The organism is Xanthomonas hawaiiensis (assembly GCF_031834635.1).
Taxonomy (GTDB): domain Bacteria; phylum Pseudomonadota; class Gammaproteobacteria; order Xanthomonadales; family Xanthomonadaceae; genus Xanthomonas_A; species Xanthomonas_A sacchari.
Map to the genome: position 1 here is coordinate 1,838,663 of NZ_CP115873.1, position 19,338 is coordinate 1,858,000.

Consider the following 19,338-nt stretch of genomic DNA (forward strand, 5'->3'; position numbering starts at 1 on the left):
GGCGGCGTGGCTTTGCGGTGACGACCCACCCCCATTTCGTGGAAACGCGGCAGGTCCCTCGCCAGGCGCCTCTGGCGGTGGCCATGCCCGTTGACCGTCGCAGCCGGAGTGGATGCGATGCAGCCGCGTTTTCCGTTGCAGGTCGCGGATCCGTCCTGGGAAAACATCCTGTTTTTCATGCCCATAAGAGGATGATGCGATGAACACTGGAAAGATTCTGGCGTTGCGCACCTGTGCCAACAATATGGCCGATCACTGTGGCTTGATCTGGCCGATATCGGGTGATGTGGAATGCAAATACTGGAAACCGTCCCGATTGCACGAGAACGGCCTGACGGGCCTGTTGTGGGGAATAGGGGACTGGGCACATCTGAGTGCGCATGCCGATGCCCGCTGGGTCGTCTGTGAAGTCGACGCTGGCGACACGCTGCCGTTGCCAGAGGAGGGGATGATCAAGTTCCCGCGTGCGGCCGTGCTGCTTGTCGGGAATCGGAACGAGGCGCTGGACTATATTGCGCACAACCTCCAGTTCTACGAGGCGGCACGTCAGGTATCGGTGCCTGCCCAACCGGCGGACATGCCGAGCCCCGGATTGGCGCTGTCTGCGCGGACGACCCAGGCAACACTGGGGACTCAACCCACCCTGCCCACCCCGCCGACCTTGGCAACAGCGGCAACCCCGGTTGCCACGGTCGTTGCGGCGCATGCTGTCGAATCGCGCCACGACGCCGTCGCAAGGAAGACCGAAACAGGTGTCTATGGCAGTACGCTCACCGGCTCCGACCAAAGCCGGCTGGTCGCTGGCTACGGCAGTACCGAAACCGCCGGCGATCACAGCGATCTGATCGCCGGCTATGGCAGTACCGGAACCGCGGGATCCGACAGTTCCATCCTTGCCGGATACGGCAGCACCCAGACCGCCGCCGTCAGGAGCACGCTCATTGCGGGCTATGGCAGTACCCAGACGGCGCAGGAAGGCAGCCGCCTGACGTCCGGCTATGGCAGTACCGCGACCACGGGTGCCGACAGCGCCGTGATCTCCGGCTACGGTAGTACACAGACCTCGGGCAGCGACAGCTCGCTGACGGCCGGGTACGGCAGTACGCAGACCGCGCGGCAGGGCAGCGACGTCACTGCCGGCTATGGCAGCACCGGTACCGCGGGTGCGGACAGCACATTGATCGCCGGCTACGGCAGCACCCAAACCGCGGGCAGCGACAGCTCGCTGACGGCCGGTTACGGCAGCACGCAGACCGCGCGGCAGGGCAGCGACGTCACTGCCGGCTATGGCAGCACCGGTACCGCGGGTGCGGACAGCACATTGATCGCCGGCTACGGCAGCACCCAAACCGCGGGCAGCGACAGCTCGCTGACGGCCGGTTACGGCAGCACGCAGACCGCGCGGCAGGGCAGCGACGTCACTGCCGGCTATGGCAGCACCGGCACCGCTGGCGCGGACAGCACGTTGATCGCCGGCTACGGCAGCACGCAGACTGCCGGCAGCGACAGCTCGCTGACGGCCGGTTACGGCAGCACGCAGACGGCGCAGCAAGACAGTTCGCTCACCACCGGCTACGGCAGCACCTCCACAGCGGGTCACGACAGTTCGCTGATCGCGGGCTATGGCAGTACCCAGACCGCCGGCTACGACAGCGTCCTGACGGCGGGTTACGGCAGCACGCAGACGGCACAGCAAGACAGTTCGCTCACCACCGGCTACGGCAGTACCTCGACGGCCGGCGCGGACAGCACGTTGATCGCCGGCTACGGCAGCACGCAAACCGCCGGCAGCGACAGCTCGCTGACGGCCGGTTACGGCAGCACGCAGACCGCTCGGCAGGGCAGCGACGTCACCTCCGGCTACGGCAGCACCGGCACCGCGGGCGCCGACAGTTCGCTGATCGCTGGCTATGGCAGCACGCAAACCGCCGGCAGCGATAGCTCGCTGACGGCGGGTTATGGCAGCACGCAGACGGCGCGGCAGGGCAGCGACGTGACCGCCGGCTACGGCAGTACCGGCACCGCGGGTGCGGACAGTACGCTGATTGCCGGCTATGGCAGCACGCAGACCGCGGGCGGCGACAGTTCGCTGACGGCCGGTTACGGCAGCACGCAAACAGCGCGGCAGGGCAGCGACGTGACCGCCGGCTATGGCAGTACCGGCACCGCGGGTGCTGATAGCACGCTGATCGCCGGCTATGGAAGCACGCAAACCGCCGGCAGCGACAGTTCGCTGACGGCCGGTTACGGCAGCACGCAAACGGCGCGGCAGGGTAGCGACGTGACCGCCGGCTACGGCAGTACCGGCACCGCGGGTGCCGACAGTTCGCTGATCGCCGGCTATGGCAGCACGCAAACCGCCGGCAGCGACAGCTCGTTGACGGCCGGTTATGGCAGTACGCAGACCGCGCGCCAGGGCAGCGACGTCACCTCCGGCTACGGCAGTACCGGCACCGCGGGTGCCGACAGTTCGCTGATCGCTGGCTATGGCAGCACCCAGACCGCCGGCAGCGACAGCTCGCTGACAGCCGGTTACGGCAGTACGCAGACCGCACGCCAGGGGAGCGACGTCACCGCCGGCTATGGCAGTACCGGCACCGCAGGTGCGGACAGCACGCTGATCGCCGGCTACGGCAGCACGCAGACCGCCGGCAGCGACAGCTCGCTGACAGCCGGTTACGGCAGTACGCAGACCGCACGCCAGGGCAGCGACGTCACCGCCGGCTATGGCAGTACCGGCACTGCAGGTGCGGACAGCACGCTGATCGCCGGCTACGGCAGCACGCAGACCGCCGGCAGCGACAGCTCGTTGACGGCCGGTTATGGCAGTACGCAGACCGCGCGCCAGGGCAGCGACATCACCGCCGGCTATGGCAGTACCGGCACCGCAGGTGCGGACAGCACGCTGATCGCCGGCTACGGCAGCACGCAGACCGCCGGCAGCGACAGCTCGTTGACGGCCGGTTACGGCAGCACGCAAACGGCGCGGCAGGGCAGCGATATCACTGCGGGCTATGGAAGCACCGGCACTGCCGGTGCCGACAGTTCGCTGATCGCCGGCTACGGCAGCACCCAGACCGCGGGCTACAACAGTAGCCTGACCACGGGCTACGGCAGCACCCAGACCGCGCGGGAGAGCAGCTCCCTCACCGCCGGCTACGGCAGCACCTCGACGGCGGGCTACGACAGCACGTTGACCGCGGGCTATGGAAGCACGCAAACCGCCGGCTACAAGAGTACGCTGACCGCGGGCTATGGCAGCAACTCGACCGCCGGCCACGACAGCTCGTTGATCGCCGGTTATGGCAGTACCCAAACCGCCGGCTATGAGAGCACGTTGACCGCGGGATACGGCAGTTCGCTGACCGCGCAGCAGAACAGTTCGCTGACCGCCGGCTACGGGAGTACCGAGATCGCCGGCTACGCCAGCACGCTGATCGCCGGCTACGGCAGTTCCCAGACCGCCGGGTACGAGAGCACCCTGACCGCCGGCTATGGCAGTACCCAGATGGCCGAACACAGCAGTTCGCTGACGGCCGGCTACGGCAGCACCGGCATCGCCGGGCAGGACAGCTCGCTGATCGCCGGCTACGGCAGCAGCCTGACCAGCGGCGTGCGCAGCTTCCTGACGGCGGGCTACTGCAGCAACTTGATCGCCAGCTACGGTAGCTCGCTGATCGCCGGCCACGACTGTATCCAGATCGCCGGCCACAAGAGCATGCTGATCGCCGGCAAAGGCAGCTCTCAGACGGCGGGGTCGCGCAGCACCCTGATTGCAGGCGCCGAAAGCGTGCAGACCGCTGGCGACCGCAGCAAGCTGATCGCCGGCGCAGACAGTACCCAAACCGCCGGCGATCGCAGCAAATTGTTGGCCGGACGCAACAGCCATCTCACCGCCGGCGACAGGAGCAAGCTCACCGCCGGGGACGACAGCACGCTGATGGCCGGCGATCGCAGCAAGCTCACCGCCGGCAAGAACAGCGTCCTGACCGCCGGCGCTCGCAGCAGGCTCATCGGCAGTCTGGGGTCGACGCTGACCGGCGGGGAGAATTCGACGCTCATTTTCCGCTGCTGGGACGGCGAGCGCTACACCAACGTCGTGGTCACGACCGGCGAGCAAGGCGTGGAAGCCGATATGCCGTATCAGGTCGACGAGCAAGGCAACCTCGTCGGAAAGGCCGATGCCGCCGAGGTGCTGGAGCTGGTGCCGTGCGTGCCCTTGGACCGTGATCCAGATACCCTGGAGGACGTGCGCGATGTCTGAAGTGCGAGGTGACGGCGCAGGTCGTGGTCGCAACGGGACTGAGGATGCGTCGGAGGTCGCCCGGTTGCGCGGGTAGTTGGATTGCCTGGTTTTGCGGCCGCTCCCGGATGTGCGCGTGCGAGGGGCGCACGCGCACATCCGTGGTCGATCGTCGCGGTGTGGTGGGTGTCGTGCGACACGCCCTTGCGGTGTGCCCCTCGCCCGTTGCAACCGTCGCGGCAGTCACCCGCGTCCGGACAGATGATTTCACTTGCGGCATGGTGCACGAGGGATTCCAGGCGGCGGCAGCGCGGCACGCAACGGCTGCGCTACGCTGCGAAAGGCAGGGCGATCTGCCAGAATCGGCCGGTTGCCCGTCGATACCGCCTCCATGACCGTTGCCGCGTCTGCCGTTCCGCCCGTCAACTCGCCGCGCCGCGTGCTGCTGGCCAGCCTGGTCGGCACCACCATCGAGTTCTTCGATTTCTACATCTACGCCACCGCCGCGGTGCTGGTGTTCCCCACGTTGTTCTTCCCCAAGGGCGACGCCGATGCGGCGCAATTGCAGTCGCTGGCGACCTTTGCGGTGGCCTTCATCGCGCGGCCGTTGGGGTCGGCGCTGTTCGGCCATTTCGGCGACCGCGTCGGGCGCAAGGCGACCCTGGTGGCGGCGCTGCTGACCATGGGCCTGTCCACGGTGCTGATCGGCCTGCTGCCCAGCTACGACCGCATCGGCCTGTGGGCGCCGGCGCTGCTGGTGCTGTGCCGCTTCGGCCAGGGCCTGGGCCTGGGCGGCGAATGGGGCGGGGCGGTGCTGCTCGCCACCGAGAACGCGCCGCCGGGCAAGCGCGCCTGGTACGGCATGTTCCCGCAGTTGGGCGCGCCGCTGGGGTTCCTGCTGTGTTCGGGTATCTTCCTGCTGCTGGGGGCGCTGCTGGACGAGGCGCAGTTCCTGGACTGGGGCTGGCGCATCCCGTTCGTGGCCAGCGGCCTGTTGGTGATCACCGGGCTATGGGTGCGCCTGCGCATCCACGAGACCCCGGACTTCCAGCGCGCCCTGGACCGCAACGAGCGCGTGCGCCTGCCGATGCAGACGGTGCTCTCGCAGCACATCGGCGCGACGCTGCTGGGCACGTTCGCGGTGCTGGCGACCTTCGTGCTGTTCTACCTGATGACGGTATTCGCGCTGGAGTACGGCACCAAGACGCTGCACTACAGCCGCGAGCAGTTCCTGCTGCTGCAGATGGTCGGCATCCTGTTCTTCGCCGCCGGCATCCCGTTGTCGGCCTGGTATGGCGACCGCCGCGGCACGCGCCCGGCGATGCTGATGGCCACCGTGGCCATCGTCGTGTTCGGGGCCGTGTTGTTCGCGCCGCTGTTCCAGGCCGGGCATCCCTGGCAGGTGCTGGCCTTCCTGGCCCTGGGCTTCTTCTTCATGGGCCTGACCTACGGCCCCTGCGGGACGCTGCTGGCCGAACTGTTTCCGGTGCCGGTGCGCTACACCGGCGCCTCGCTGGCGTTCAACCTCGCCGGCATCCTCGGCGCGGCGCCGGCGCCGTACGTCGCGGTGCGGCTGGCCAGGGAGTTCGGCCTGCCGTGGGTGGGCTACTACCTCAGCGCGGCGGCGCTGCTGACCTTGCTGGCGCTGCTGGCGATCAGGCGGCCGCGTCGCTGAGCGCCGGCGGCGCAGACGCTGCGTATTCGACCCGGTTGCGGCCACCGGCCTTGGCCAGGTACAGGTGCTTGTCGGCCTCGGTCAGCAGCGGATGCAGGGTCTGCCGCTGCGTGCCGCTGCTGCTGACGCCGATGCTGATGGTCAGGCGCAGGGTCTGCGTGCCGACCGGGATCTTGAGGTCGGCGATGCGCGCACGCAGGGTCTCGAAATAGTCGGCGGCCGCGGCCGCGTCCAGGCCCGGCACCAGCATGCAGAACTCTTCGCCGCCGAAGCGCGCCACCATGTCCTGCGGGCGCGCGTGCGCGGCCAGGGTCGCGGCCACCGCGCGCAGCGCCTCGTCGCCGGCCTCGTGGCCCCAGGTGTCGTTGATGTGCTTGAAGTGGTCGATGTCGAGCATCGCCACGCTGACCGGTTCCTGCCGCGCCAGCCACTGCGGCAGCATGCGCTGGCTCTGTTCGAGGAAGTGCCGACGGTTGGGCAGGCTGGTGAGGAAATCGCGCGTGGCCAGGTCCTGCAGAGTGCCGATCAGCTCCAGCTGGTCCACGTTCTGCGAGACCCGGCAGAAGAATTCCTCGCGCGAGAAGGGCTTGCGCAGGAAGTCGTTGGCGCCGTTCTTGAGGAAGCGCGGCACCAGCGAAGGGTCGTTGTTGCCGGACAGGCCGATCACCGCCAGCATGTCGCGTGCGCGCAAGGTGCGCAGCCGGCGGGTGAACTCCACGCCTTCCATGCCCGGCATCTCCTGGTCCACCACGGCCAGGCGGATGGACGGGTTGGCCTCGATCGCGCGCAGCCCAGCGGCGCCGTCGGCGGCCTCCACCACGCGGTAGCCATACATCTTCAGCAGCGAGGCGGCGTAGGCGCGCGCCGACGGCGAGTCGTCCACCACCAGTGCGGTGATGGCGCGGTTGCGCGCCAGTCGTTGTACCAGCCAGGCCAGGTAGTCGATGCTGTCCGGCGCGTTCTTCAGCACGAAGTCGATGATCTGCTGGGTCAGGATGCGCTTGCGCAGGCTTTCGTCGTAGACCCCGCTCACGACCACCGTGGGCAAGCCGCGCGCGACGAAGAAGTCCACCACGGTGTCGCGGTCGCCGTCGGCCAGCACCAGCCCGGTCAGCGCCAGGAACCAGGAGCCGCCGTCGTCCAGCGCGGCGGCCGCCTCGGCCAGGGTGGAGACCACCACGACCGGCAGTTCGACCCGTTGCGCGATCGCCGCGCGCAGCAGGTCGGTGAAGGTCCGCGAGTTTTCCACCAGCAGGATGCGCTGCTGTGCGGGGCTGCCGTCGGGGGCGATCGGGGCGATCGACAACGGGTGCGACATGCATGCCTCGCGGGCGGCAATCCAGGGGTGGAACCCGGTTAGCGGCCGCGCGCGCGCAAACTTGAGGGCGACGCGGCGGCTACCACAGCGCGTCGCGCAGCTTGTACCAGGACATCGCCGCCACCAGCAGCGGGGTGCGCAGCAGGCGACCGCCGGGGAAGGGCGCGTGCGGAATCCGCGCGAACACGTCCAGCCGCTGCGCCTGCCCGGCGATCGCCGCGGCGATGACCGCCCCGGCCAGGCCGGTGGCGGCCACACCGTGGCCGGAGAAGCCCTGCGCGAAGTACACGTTCGGGGTCAGCCGGCCCCAGTGCGGGGCGCGGTTGCGGGTGATGTCGACGTAGCCGCCCCACACCGAGTCCATCTCGACCTGGCGCAGCTGCGGGAACACCCGGCGCATCCGCCGGGTCATCACCCCGCGCAGGCCTGGAGGGGGCAGCGACGAATAGCTGGCGCGGCCGCCGAACAGCAGGCGGTGGTCGCGGCTGAGGCGGAAGTAGTCCAGCGCCCAGTTGACGTCGGCCACCGCCATGTCGTTGCCAATCAGTTCGCGGGCCAGCGCCTCGCCCAGCGGCGCGCTGGCGCCGATGTAGGTGCCGACCGGCATGATCCGCGACTCCAGCTCCGGGGCGATGCCGCGCAGCCAGGCATTGCCGGCGAGAATGGCGAACTCGCCCTCGACCTCGCCGTGCGCGCTGCGCAGGATCGGCTGCGCGCCGCGCACCAGGTGCGTGACCGGCGTCTGCTCGTAGATGCGCACGCCGGCAGCCAGCGCCGCCCGCGCCAGGCCACGCGCGTACTCCAGCGGATGCAGGTGGCCGCTGGCGGCGTCGTACATCGCCCCCAGATAGCGCGGGCTGCGCAACTGCGACTGCAGTTGCGCGCGGTCCCACCATTGCAGCGGATAGTCGTAGCGCTGCGCCATCTCGATGATGCCGGCGCGCAACGCGCGTTCCTGCCGCGGCTTGATCGCCACGTGCGCATGCCCGTCGCGCCAGTCGCAGGCGATGCCATGGCGGGCGATGCGGCTGCGCAGCAGGTGCATGCCGTCGCGGGAGAAGTCGAACAGCAGCCGCGCATCGTCCTGGCCGAGCAGGGCTTCGAGGGTGTGCTGCTCGCAGCCGTAGCCGACGATGGCCTGCCCGCCGTTGCGCCCGGACGCGCCCCAGCCGACCCGCTGCGCCTCCAGCACCACCACCCGATACCCGGCCTCGGCCAGGGCCAGCGCCGCACTCAGCCCGGTATAGCCGGCGCCGAGGATGCACACGTCGGCGCGTACCTGGCCGCGTAATGGCTCTTGTTTCGGGAACGGCGCGGCGCTGTCGAGATACCAGGACGCGCCGGGAGTCGGGAATCGGGGATCGGGAACCGGAGAAGCGTTGGTCATGGCGGCGAACCGCTGCGATGGCCCAGGCGCACCATGCGCTGGGCTGCAGGCGCATTCGCTGTGGCTGCTTTCGATTCCCGTTTCTCCATTCCCGATTCCCGGCCTTCAAACCGTCCGCAGATACCAGCGATAGTCCACATCGCTGACCTGCGCCTGGAAATCCAGCAGTTCGCGGCGCTTCTGCTGGCCGTAGATGTGCCGGAAGCGCGTGCCGAAGGCGGTGGCGGCGAAGTCGCTGTCCAGGAAACGGCCGATCGCGCCGCGCCAGTCCGGCTCGCGTGCGGCGTGCTGCGCGTAGGCATTGCCCTGCGTCGGCGGCCCTGGATCGAGGCCTTGCGCCAGGCCGTGCTCGATGCCGGCCAGCACCGCCGCGGCGACCAGGTAGGGATTGGCGTCGGCGCCGGCGATGCGGTGTTCGATGCGGGTGTTGGCCGGGTCGCTGTGCGGTACCCGCATCGCCACGGTGCGGTTGTTGAAGCCCCAACTGTCGTTGAGCGGGACGAAGGCGTTGGCGACGAAGCGCCGGTAGCTGTTGGCGTGCGGGGCGAACAGCAGCAGGCAGTCCTCGGCGCTGTGCTGCAGCCCGCCGATGGCATGGCGCAAGGGCGCGGCCGGTGCCTGCGGGGTGCCGGCGAACACGTTGTCACCGGCACTGTCCAACAGGCTCACGTGCAGGTGCAGGCCGCTGCCGGACTGCGCGGCGAACGGCTTGGCCATGAAGCTGGCGAGCAGGCCCTGCTGCTGCGCGATCGCCTTGATCGCGCGCTTGAGCAGAACCGCATCGTCGCAGGCGGCCAGCGCATCGGCGCGGTGCTTGAGGTTGATCTCGAACTGGCCGGGCGCGTACTCGGCGACCGCCGTGTCGGCCGGAATGCCCTGCGCGCGGCAGGCCTGCGCGACCGCGTCGGTGAAGCCGCGCTGGTCGTCCAGTTCCTGCATGTAATAGACCTGGGTGCTGTCGCTGCGCAGCCCGCTGTGCGCGTGCAGCGGCGGCTGCGGGCGGCCCTGCGCATCGGCATGCGGGTCGAACAGGTAGAACTCCAGTTCCACCGCGATCACCGGCGTCAGCCCGCGTGCCTGCAGCCGCGCCAGCACCTGCGCCAGCACCTGGCGCGGGGCGAAATCGAGCGCGCCGCCGGCGCCGTCCTGCATCGTCAGCAGCAGTTGCGCCGACGGCACCGGCGCCCATGGCACCGGCCGCAGGCTGCCGGGTACCGGGACGCACAGCCGATCCTCGTCGCCGATGTCGTAGCCCAGCCCGGTTTCCTCGACGGTGTTGCCGGTGATGTCGGTGGCGATCAGCGACATCGGCAGGCACACCCCGTCGCGGTAGACCTTGTCCAGCGCGTCGCGGGCGATGCGCTTGCCGCGCAGCAGGCCATTGCAGTCCGGCAGCAGCAGGTCGATCTGCTCGCAGCCGGCGATGCGCTGCAGGGTCTGGGCATCGTCCTGGGGCAGCAGCGGGGCATCGTGCATGCGGGTCATCGCGGCGGACGGCGGGAGTGCTTCGAGCTTAGCAGAGCACCATGGCGTCAAGAATACTCAACAGCCGCGGAGCGCGACGTGCCAACGGTCGGCCACACTGTCGTCACGCTGCGGCAAGCTTTCGCGGCGTTGCGTGCGCAATGCAGGCGCCGCGCATGCGGTCTGTGCCGCGTTCTGCAGTGCGTCGTGTTGTAAAAATAAAACGCCCGCGGTAACTTGCGACGACGCCACACGAGTTCTTCGCATGGCCGTATCGCCCCTGGTCGGCGTGCCGACCGACCGCAAGCTCATCGGCCACCATCCGTTCCTGGCCGCGGGCGAGAAGTATCTGCGCGCCGCCGTCGATGGTGCGGGGGTGACCCCGGTCCTGCTGCCGTCGCTGCAGCCGCCGGTCGATGCCCACGCCTGGTTGACCCGGCTCGACGGCCTGCTGTTGACCGGTGCGGTCAGCAACATCGAGCCGCACCACTACAGCGACGAGCCGAGCTGGCTCGGCAATCTTCACGACCCGGCGCGCGACGCCAACACGCTGGACCTGATTCCGCAGGCGATCTCGCTGGGCCTGCCGATCCTGGCGATCTGCCGCGGCTTCCAGGAGATCAATGTCGCCCTCGGCGGCACCCTGCACCAGAAGGTGCATGCGCAGCCGGGGCTGTCCGATCATCGCGAGGATCCGCAGGCGCCGCTGGAAGCGCAGTACGCGCCGGCGCACGAGGTGACGCTGAGCCACGGCGGCTGGCTGGAGGAGATCGCCGGCTGCGACCGGGTGCGGGTCAACTCGCTGCACGGGCAGGGCGTGGCCCGGCTCGGCGGCGACCTGATCGTCGAGGCGCTGGCGCCGGACGGCCTGATCGAAGCCTTCCGCGGCATCGGCCCCGGCTTCCTGCTCGGCGTGCAATGGCATCCGGAGTGGCGGGTGCTCGACGACGCGTTCTACCTCGGCATCTTCCAATCCTTCGGCGACGCGTGTCGCCACTATGCGGCCACCCGCAGGCATTGAGTCCCATGGCCAGTCGACCCCGATCGCGCAAGCACACCCCGGAACAGCAGGAAAGCTCGCTGCGGCGCTGGCTCAAGGAACGCCACATCACCGAGGTCGAATGCCTGGTGCCGGACATCACCGGCAACGCCCGCGGCAAGATCATTCCCGCCGCCAAGTTCTCGCACGACTACGGCACGCGTCTGCCCGAGGGCATCTTCGCCACCACCGTCACCGGCGATTACCCGGACGACTACTACGACCTGACCTCGCCGTCGGATTCGGACATGCAGCTGCGCCCGGACCCGGACACGGTGCGGATGGTGCCGTGGGCCGCCGACCCGACCGCGCAGGTGATCCACGATTGCTACACCAAGGAGGGCCAACCGCACGAACTGGCGCCGCGCAACGTGCTGCGCGGGGTACTGGCGGCGTACGCGGCGATCGGCTGCAAGCCGGTGGTGGCGCCGGAGCTGGAGTTCTTCCTGGTGCAGAAGAACACCGACCCGGACTTCCCGCTGCTGCCGCCGGCCGGCCGCTCGGGGCGGCCGGAGACGGCGCGGCAGTCGTACTCGATCGACGCGGTCAACGAGTTCGATCCGATCCTGGACCTGATGTACGACTATTGCGACGCGATGGAACTGGACGTGGACACGCTGATCCACGAATCCGGCGCGGCGCAGCTGGAGGTCAACTTCACCCACGACGATGCGCTGTCGCGCGCCGACCAGGTGTTCCTGTTCAAGCGCACCATGCGCGAGGCGGCGTTGCGCCACGGCGTCTACGCCACCTTTTTGGCCAAGCCGATGGAGAACGAGCCGGGCAGTGCGATGCACATCCACCAGAGCCTGGTGGACAAGCACGGCAAGAACGTCTTCAGCGGCCGCCGCGCCGGGGAGTACAGCCGCACCTTCGCCCATTACCTGGCGGGCCTGCAGAAGTACGTGCCGATGGCGATGGCGTTCTTCGCGCCCAACGTCAATTCCTACCGCCGGCTGATGTTCGGCGAGGTCTCGCCGAGCAATGTGCTGTGGGGCTTCGACAACCGCACCTGCGGCCTGCGCGTGCCGATCGACACGATCGAGAACATGCGCGTGGAGAGCCGCTTCGCCGGTTCCGACGCCAATCCCTATCTGGCGATGGCGGCGACGCTGGCCTGCGGCCTGCTCGGGATCCGCGAGAAGCTCGAGCCGACCGAGCCGACCACCGGCAGCGGCAAGGAGATGGGCTATCAGTTGCCGCGCTCGCTGGGCGAGGCGCTGGACGAGCTTGAGCGGTGCGCGCCGTTGCAGGAGTTGCTGGGGCCGCGGTTCGTGCGGGCGTACATTTCGGTCAAGCGCAAGGAGTACGAGACGTTCTTCCGGGTGATCAGTTCGTGGGAGCGGGAGTTTTTGTTGTTGAACGTGTGAGTTCCTGGTGCCTTTCGTGGCTCGCGTGACGCATCGTTTGCGACGAAATTGCCTACGCGCTATGCAGCAGATTCGATCCTGCCGTTGCCGTTGCCGTTGCTTTGCTGTTGCTTCGGTTGTTGCTTTTGACTTACCGGGTCCCCTTCCGTAGCGGCGGCCATCGCGGGGAAACACCCGAAGGGCGGCGTACATGGATGTACGCCGTCCGCGGCAGGGGCAGGATGCCCCTTCCGCGGATCCCCGTGATGGACGCGGACCCGGAGCGCGCAGCGCGGAGGGCGCGAAGGCAGGGCGCGCTTTCTTTTGGTTACCTTTTCTTTGCGCGAGCAAAGAAAAGTAACTCGCCCGTCAGGGCGAAAGCCTTTAAAGCTTTTGCTGTTGCTACTGCTGTTGATTGAAGTTTGTCTGTAGGACGAGAAGATCTGTAGGAGCGGCTTCAGCCGCGACAGGCACAATGACTTCCGCTGTCGCGGCTGACGCCGCTCCTACAATTCAGCCGCGGCGGCAGCATCTTCAAGAGCAAAGCTTTCGCCTGGCGGCGAGTCACTTTTCTTTGCTTGTGCAAAGAAAAGTAACCAAAAGAAAGCACACCCTGCCTACGCGCCCTCCGCGCTAACGCGCTCCGGGTCCGCGTCCATGCCGGGGATTCGCGGAAGGGGCATCCTGCCCCTGCCGCGAACGGCGCACATCCATGTGCGCCGCCCCTTCGGGGTTTTTCCCCGGCACGGCCGCCGCTTCGGAAGGGAACCCGGCAAGTCAAAAGCAACGGCAACAGCCAACAGCAACAGCAAGAACAACAGCAAGAGCAAGAGCAAAGCTTGGCCGCGTTGCGGCCTTGGTGCCAACATTGGAGTGGACATGGACCCGATCGATACGCGCACCCTGCAGGACCTGGATGCCGCGCACCACCTGCACCCGTTCAACGACAACGCCGCCCTGGCGCTGAAAGGCACCCGCATCCTCACCCGCGGCGACGGCGCCTACGTCTGGGATGCCGACGGCAACCAGTTGCTGGACGCCTTCGCCGGCCTGTGGTGCGTCAACGTCGGCTACGGGCGCAAGGAACTCGGCCAGGCCGCCGCGCGGCAGATGGAACAGCTCGCGTACTACAACAGCTTCTTCCAGTGCACCACCGAACCCACCATCCGCCTGGCCGCCAAGCTCGCCGAACTGGCGCCGGGCGACCTCGACCATGCCTTCTTCACCAACTCCGGCTCCGAGGCCAACGACACCATCCTGCGCCTGGTGCGACATTTCTGGGCAGTGCAGGACCAGCCGCAGAAGACCATTTTCATCGGCCGCCACGACGGCTACCACGGCACCACCATGGCCGGCGCCAGCCTCGGCGGGATGAAGGGCATGCACCGCCAGGGGGGCCTGCCGATCCCCGACATCCACCACATCGATCCGCCGTACTGGTTCGGCGACGGCGGCGACATGGACCCGGAGGAGTACGGCCTGCTGGCCGCACGCCGGCTCGAAGACAAGATCCTGGAACTGGGGCCGGAGCGGGTGGCCGCGTTCATCGGCGAACCGATCATGGGCGCGATCGGCGTGTACATCCCGCCGCGCAGCTACTGGCCGGAGATCGAGCGCATCTGCCGCCGCTACGACGTGCTGCTGGTCGCCGACGAGGTGATCTGCGGCTTCGGCCGCACCGGCGAGTGGTTCGGCTCGCAGCACTTCGGCTTCCAACCCGACGTGATGACCATCGCCAAGGGCATCACCTCCGGCTACATCCCGCTCGGCGCGGCGATGTTCGGCACGCGCGTGGCCACGGTGCTGAAGGAGCAGGGCGGGGAGCTGGCGCACGGCTGCACCTATTCCGGCCACCCGGTGTGCGCGGCGGTGGCGCTGGAGAACCTGCGCCTGCTGCAGGACGAAGGCATCGTCGAACGCGCGCGCCGCGAGATCGCGCCGTACCTGGCGCAGCGCTGGGCCGAGTTGGGCGAGCACCGGCTGGTCGGCGAGGCGCGCATCGTCGGCATGATCGGGGCGCTCGAGCTGGTGCCGGACAAGCCGCGCCGGCACTACTTCCCCGAGCGCGGCAAGGTCGGCGCGCTGTGTCGCGACCATGCGCTGCGCCGCGGCCTGATCCTGCGCGCCACCCACGACGCGATGCTGCTGTCGCCACCGTTGATCCTCAGCCGCGCCCAGGTCGACGAACTGTTCGACAAGGCCTGGCGGGCGCTGGAGGACACCGCGCAGGCCCTGGGCAAATAGCCCGGCGCTGGGTAGTCTGGACCGTCCCTCGGATCGGCGCGCGTCACCGATCCTTCCCCCTCTTGCCCATGGACCCGCGGAGACCTGCCATGACCTTGCGACTGCTCACTCTTTCCCTGGCCACGGCGCTGCTCGCCGGCTGCGGCGGCTCCGGCGGCGATGCGGACAAGGCGGGGCAGGGCGAGGCGGGGCAGGGCGAGGCGAAGGTGCTCAACGTGTACAACTACTCGGACTACATCGCCGAGAACACGATTCCCGACTTCGAAAAGCAGACCGGGATCAAGGTCACCTACGACGTCTTCGACAGCGACGAGATGGTGGAGACCAAGCTGCTGGCCGGCGGCAGCGGCTACGACGTGGTGGTGCCGACGCTGAACTTCTTCGGCCGGCAGATCCAGGCGGGCGTGTTCCTGCCGCTGGACAAGAGCAAGATCCCCAACCTGGCCAATCTCGATCCGCAGATCATGCAGCGCATCGCGCAGCAGGATCCGGGCAACAAGTACGGCGTGCCGTACATGGTCGGCACCACCGGCATCGGCTACAACGTGGACAAGGTCAAGGCCGCGTTCGGCAGCACCGACATCGCCAACAGCTGGGACCTGGTGTTCAAGCCGGAGAACCTGTCCAAGCTCAAGGACTGCGGCGTGACCCTGCTGGACACGCCCTCGGACCTGATCCCGATCGCGCTGCACTACCTGGGCGAGGATCCGCACAGCACCGACCCGGCCAAGATCGAGCAGGCCGCGGCGCTGATCAAGCGCATCCGCCCGTACGTGCAGAACTTCCACTCCTCGCAGTACGTGACCTCGCTGGCCAACGGCAGCACCTGCCTGGCGGTGGGCTGGTCCGGCGACATCATCCAGGCCCGCGACCGTGCCGAGGAGGCCAAGAACGGCGTGCACGTGGCCTATTCGATTCCCAAGGAAGGCGCGCCGCAGTGGTTCGACATGCTGGCCATTCCCAAGGACGCCAAGCATCCGGAGAACGCCTACGCGTTCATCAACTACCTGCTGACGCCGAAGGTGGCCGCGGCCAATACCGACTTCATCCACTACGCCAACCCGGTGCCGCAGGCGACCCCGCTGGTGGACGCGGCGATCCGCAACGACCCCACCATCTATCCGCCGCCGGAGGTGGCCGCGAAGATGTTTACCTATTCGATCAACCCGCCCGAAGTGGACAAGCTGTACACCCGCCTGTGGACGGAGATCAAGACCGGCCGTTGAGCTGGCCTGTGTAGTCCCGGGCGATGCGTTGTCGTTGATCCGGGCGGAGCAGCACGACACGCTTGCCCGCGCCGGCGATGCCAGATGCAAGCGGCTGTTGTGGGAGGGACTTCAGTCCCGACGCGATGCTGCCTGGCACGCATCGCGTCTTCGTTCGTCGGGGCTGAAGCCGCTCCTACCCCGTTTGCCGGTGCGCGCAGGTACCGCGCCGGCACGCTCCCCCGGTCGAGACCGAGCCGGGCACCCCCCTCTCCCGTAGGAGCGGCTTCAGCCGCGACAGGCCTTCCCGCTAGCGCCCCTTTGCGCGGCTGAAGGGCGCCTCTGCGCATGGCGCCCCTTCGGGATGCGCGACTGGGAAATCGCTCCCTCGACGCACGCGGCCGGGTCGGGCGCCGCACAGCCTCCGCAATCGCGGAGACGCTGCAGCGCCACCGCCACGCGATGCTCACACACTCTGTACTCGCCGGTACAAATAATGCGCCGGCCGGCGTACGCTACCGTTTGGTGGTGTCGCCGTCCCGACCCGGCGACGTTCTTCCTCTCCCCAGGAATCCGCGACTTGAGCAACCACGACCCAGACTCCTCGCAGGCGCCGCGGCAGGCCGCCGCGCACGACGCCCACGCCGACCAGGACCAGTCCGGCAAGCGCCGGGACGACGCGGGCGGCAACGACGCCGGCAAGGCCGACACCCCGTCGCCGCTCAAGAACCCCAAGGTCAAATGGACCCTGCTGCTGATCGGCCTGCTGGTGGTGATCGGCCTGGTGGTGTGGCTGATCTACTACCTCACCACCGGACGCTACCTGCAGGAGACCAACAACGCCTACCTGCAGGCCGATACGGTGGCGGTGGCGCCGCGGGTCAACGGCTACGTGACCGCGGTGTACGTGCGCGACAACCAGCGCGTGGCCGCCGGGCAGCCGCTGCTGGAGATCGACCCGCGCACCTACCGCGCCACCCTGGAGCAGGCGCAGGCCGCCATCGCGGTGCGCCAGGCCGACATCGCCGCCGCCGAGGCCGGGCTGCAGGCGCAGCGCGCCAGCCTGTTGCAGGCGCGCACCCAGGTGACCGCGGCCGCCGCCAGCCTGCGCTTCGCCCAGGGCGAGGCCAAGCGCTTCGGGCCGTTGGCCGCCTCCGGTGCCGACACCCACGAACACTACGAAAGCATCCTCCACGACCGCGACCGTGCGCAGGCGCAGTTCGACGCGGCCAAGGCCCAGGTGGTCGCCGCCGAGAGCCAGGTGCAGGGCACCGGCGCCCAGCTCGACCAGGCGCGCGCCGCGCTGGTGCAGGCGCAGGCTGACGCCGCGCAGGCGCAGGTGGCGGTGGAGGACACCCGCCTCACCGCGCGTATCGCCGGCCGCATCGGCGACAAGACCGTGCAGGTCGGCCAGTTCGTCGCCGCCGGTACCCGGCTGATGAGCGTGGTGCCGGTCGAGGCGCTGTACCTGAGCGCCAACTTCAAGGAAACCCAGGTCGGGCTGATGCGGCCCGGGCAGCCGGCGCGGATCGAGGTCGATGCGCTGTCCGGGGTGGAACTGGACGGCGTGGTCGAGAGCATCGCGCCCGGCACCGGGTCGCAGTTCGCGCTGCTGCCGCCGGAGAACGCCACCGGCAACTTCACCAAGGTGGTGCAGCGGGTGCCTGTGCGGATCCGCCTCAAGGCCGGCGCCGAGGCGCGCAAGGTGCTGGTGCCGGGCATGTCGGTCACGGTGACCGTCGACACGCGCAGCGCCAAGGATGCCAAGGAGCGCGTGGAGGAAGAGGACGCGCAGGGCCAGGATGCGGTCGCGCCGCGCGGACGCACCCCGTGAGCGAAGCGGCCGCGGCGGCCGGCGCGCAGGCGCCGCAAAAGGCCGACACCGGCGCGTGGCTGGCGGTGGCCGCCGGCACCATCGGCTCGTTCATGGCGACGCTGGACATCTCCATCGTCAACGCCGCGCTGCCGACCATCCAGGGCGAGGTCGGCGCCAGCGGCACCGAGGGCACCTGGATCTCGACCTCCTACCTGGTCGCCGAGATCGTGATGATCCCGCTGACCGGCTGGTTCGTGCGCACCCTCGGGCTGCGCAACTTCCTGCTGATCTGCGCGCTGCTGTTCACGTTTTTCTCGGTGGTGTGCGGGCTGTCCAACAGCCTGACCATGATGATCCTCGGCCGCGTCGGCCAGGGCTTCGCCGGCGGCGCGCTGATCCCCACCGCGCTGACCATCGTCGCCACGCGCCTGCCGCCAGCGCAGCAGACCCTGGGCACGGCGCTGTTCGGCATGACCGTGATCCTGGGTCCGGTGATCGGGCCGCTGCTGGGCGGCTGGCTCACCGAGAACGTCAGCTGGCATTACGCGTTCTTCCTCAACGTGCCGGTCTGCGCCGGCCTGGTGGCGCTGCTGCTGCTCGGCCTGCCGCACGAGCGCATGTATCTGCGCGGGCTGCTCGACGCCGACTGGCTCGGCATCTTCGGCCTGACTGCGGGACTGGGCGCGTTGACCGTGGTGCTGGAGGAGGGCCAGCGCGAGCGCTGGTTCGAATCCACCGAGATCGTGCTGCTGAGCGTGGTGTCGCTGGTCGGCTTCATCGCCCTGGTGGGCTCGCAGTTCCTCAGCCGGCAGCCGGTGATCCGCCTGTCCATCCTGCTGCAGCGCAGTTTCGGCGCGGTGTTCGTGATGGTGATGGCGGTGGGCATGATCCTGTTCGGGGTCATGTACATGATCCCGCAGTTCCTGGCGGTGATCTCCGGCTACAACACCGAACAGTCCGGCTACGTGGTGCTGCTGTCGGGCATTCCCACGGTGCTGCTGATGCCGATGATGCCCAAGCTGCTGACCACGGTGGACGTGCGCGTGCTGGTGCTCGGCGGGCTGACCTGCTTTGCCAGCGCCTGCTTCGTCAACATGCACCTGACTGCCGAGTCGGTCGGCATGCATTTCGTCGCCGGGCAACTGCTGCAGGGCTGCGGGCTGGCGCTGGCGATGATGTCGCTCAACCAGGCGGCGATCTCCTCGGTGCCGCCGGACCTGGCCGGCGACGCCTCGGGCCTGTTCAACGCCGCGCGCAACATGGGCGGCTCGATCGGCCTGGCGCTGATCTCCACCTTCCAGGAGCGGCGCATGGTGTTCCATACGCAGATGCTCGGCAGCGGCACCACCGCCAACTCCCCATTGGCGCAGGACTATCTGCACGGCATCAGCGCGCAGCTGCAGTCGGTCTCCAGCGCCGGCGCGGCGATGCAGTCGCTGGCGCAACTGGCGCGGCTGGTGCAGCAGCAGGCGCTGGTGATGACCTACAACGACCTGTTCTGGATCTTCGGGGTGATCGTGGTCTGCACGATTCCGCTGGCGTTCCTGCTCAAGCCGCTGCCCAAGGGCGGCGCTCCGCTCGCGATGCATTGAGGATTC

Annotated in this window: 11 protein-coding genes; 8 read left to right on the top strand and 3 right to left on the bottom strand. The window is 68.6% G+C overall.

Annotated elements, in window-relative coordinates:
• Positions 1 to 199: 199 nt before the first annotated feature.
• Together PG878_RS08010 and PG878_RS08015 are read left to right on the top strand one after the other, a co-directional pair.
• Entirely contained in the window at positions 200 to 4,264 is a 4,065-nt protein-coding gene (locus tag PG878_RS08010) for an Ice nucleation protein (RefSeq protein WP_311186033.1), read from the top strand.
• A 370-nt stretch (positions 4,265 to 4,634) separates the two neighbouring features.
• On the top strand, positions 4,635 to 5,918 hold the full coding sequence (locus PG878_RS08015; protein WP_209031096.1) for an MFS transporter: 1,284 nt from the start codon (positions 4,635 to 4,637) through the stop codon (positions 5,916 to 5,918).
• Here the strand turns inward: PG878_RS08015 and PG878_RS08020 are convergent.
• The 3 genes from PG878_RS08020 to PG878_RS08030 all read right to left on the bottom strand — a co-directional run bounded on the left by PG878_RS08020 (position 5,899) and on the right by PG878_RS08030 (position 10,108).
• A complete protein-coding gene (locus PG878_RS08020) occupies positions 5,899 to 7,236 on the bottom strand; it encodes a diguanylate cyclase (RefSeq protein WP_209031097.1) in 1,338 nt (445 codons plus the stop codon). The two genes, PG878_RS08015 and PG878_RS08020, sit on opposite strands and share 20 nt — an antisense overlap.
• Before the next feature lie 79 nt (positions 7,237 to 7,315).
• Positions 7,316 to 8,623, bottom strand: a complete 1,308-nt coding sequence (locus PG878_RS08025) for an NAD(P)/FAD-dependent oxidoreductase (protein ID WP_244672600.1) — start codon at positions 8,621 to 8,623, stop codon at positions 7,316 to 7,318.
• Positions 8,624 to 8,728: 105 nt separating this feature from the next.
• On the bottom strand, positions 8,729 to 10,108 hold the full coding sequence (locus PG878_RS08030; protein WP_209031098.1) for a glutamine synthetase family protein: 1,380 nt from the start codon (positions 10,106 to 10,108) through the stop codon (positions 8,729 to 8,731).
• 244 nt (positions 10,109 to 10,352) lie between these two features.
• Here PG878_RS08030 and PG878_RS08035 point away from each other — a divergent pair, with 244 nt between their 5' ends.
• The 6 genes from PG878_RS08035 to PG878_RS08060 all read left to right on the top strand — a co-directional run bounded on the left by PG878_RS08035 (position 10,353) and on the right by PG878_RS08060 (position 19,332).
• Positions 10,353 to 11,108, top strand: coding sequence for a gamma-glutamyl-gamma-aminobutyrate hydrolase family protein (locus tag PG878_RS08035; RefSeq protein WP_209031099.1), 756 nt, complete (start codon positions 10,353 to 10,355; stop codon positions 11,106 to 11,108).
• 5 nt (positions 11,109 to 11,113) lie between these two features.
• Entirely contained in the window at positions 11,114 to 12,496 is a 1,383-nt protein-coding gene (locus PG878_RS08040) for a glutamine synthetase family protein (RefSeq protein ID WP_048489867.1), read from the top strand.
• Between the two features lie 858 nt (positions 12,497 to 13,354).
• Positions 13,355 to 14,719, top strand: coding sequence for an aspartate aminotransferase family protein (locus PG878_RS08045; RefSeq protein WP_209031100.1), 1,365 nt, complete (start codon positions 13,355 to 13,357; stop codon positions 14,717 to 14,719).
• A gap of 89 nt (positions 14,720 to 14,808) precedes the next feature.
• Entirely contained in the window at positions 14,809 to 15,945 is a 1,137-nt protein-coding gene (locus PG878_RS08050) for a polyamine ABC transporter substrate-binding protein (RefSeq protein WP_209031101.1), read from the top strand.
• A 559-nt stretch (positions 15,946 to 16,504) separates the two neighbouring features.
• Positions 16,505 to 17,758, top strand: a complete 1,254-nt coding sequence (locus PG878_RS08055) for an HlyD family secretion protein (protein WP_209031102.1) — start codon at positions 16,505 to 16,507, stop codon at positions 17,756 to 17,758.
• On the top strand, positions 17,755 to 19,332 hold the full coding sequence (locus tag PG878_RS08060; RefSeq protein WP_209031103.1) for a DHA2 family efflux MFS transporter permease subunit: 1,578 nt from the start codon (positions 17,755 to 17,757) through the stop codon (positions 19,330 to 19,332). The genes PG878_RS08055 and PG878_RS08060 overlap by 4 nt, the downstream gene beginning before the upstream one ends.
• Positions 19,333 to 19,338 lie beyond the last annotated feature (6 nt).

What these genes read in the sequence shown, in the direction of transcription:
- PG878_RS08010 (WP_311186033.1), top strand. Translation starts at nt 200, where the DNA reads ATGAACACTGGAAAGATTCTGGCGTTGCGCACCTGTGCCAACAATATG.
- PG878_RS08040 (WP_048489867.1), top strand. Translation starts at nt 11,114, where the DNA reads ATGGCCAGTCGACCCCGATCGCGCAAGCACACCCCGGAACAGCAGGAA.
- PG878_RS08020 (WP_209031097.1), bottom strand. Translation starts at nt 7,236, where the DNA reads ATGTCGCACCCGTTGTCGATCGCCCCGATCGCCCCCGACGGCAGCCCC.
- PG878_RS08035 (WP_209031099.1), top strand. Translation starts at nt 10,353, where the DNA reads ATGGCCGTATCGCCCCTGGTCGGCGTGCCGACCGACCGCAAGCTCATC.
- PG878_RS08015 (WP_209031096.1), top strand. Translation starts at nt 4,635, where the DNA reads ATGACCGTTGCCGCGTCTGCCGTTCCGCCCGTCAACTCGCCGCGCCGC.
- PG878_RS08045 (WP_209031100.1), top strand. Translation starts at nt 13,355, where the DNA reads ATGGACCCGATCGATACGCGCACCCTGCAGGACCTGGATGCCGCGCAC.
- PG878_RS08025 (WP_244672600.1), bottom strand. Translation starts at nt 8,623, where the DNA reads ATGACCAACGCTTCTCCGGTTCCCGATCCCCGATTCCCGACTCCCGGC.
- PG878_RS08030 (WP_209031098.1), bottom strand. Translation starts at nt 10,108, where the DNA reads ATGACCCGCATGCACGATGCCCCGCTGCTGCCCCAGGACGATGCCCAG.
- PG878_RS08050 (WP_209031101.1), top strand. Translation starts at nt 14,809, where the DNA reads ATGACCTTGCGACTGCTCACTCTTTCCCTGGCCACGGCGCTGCTCGCC.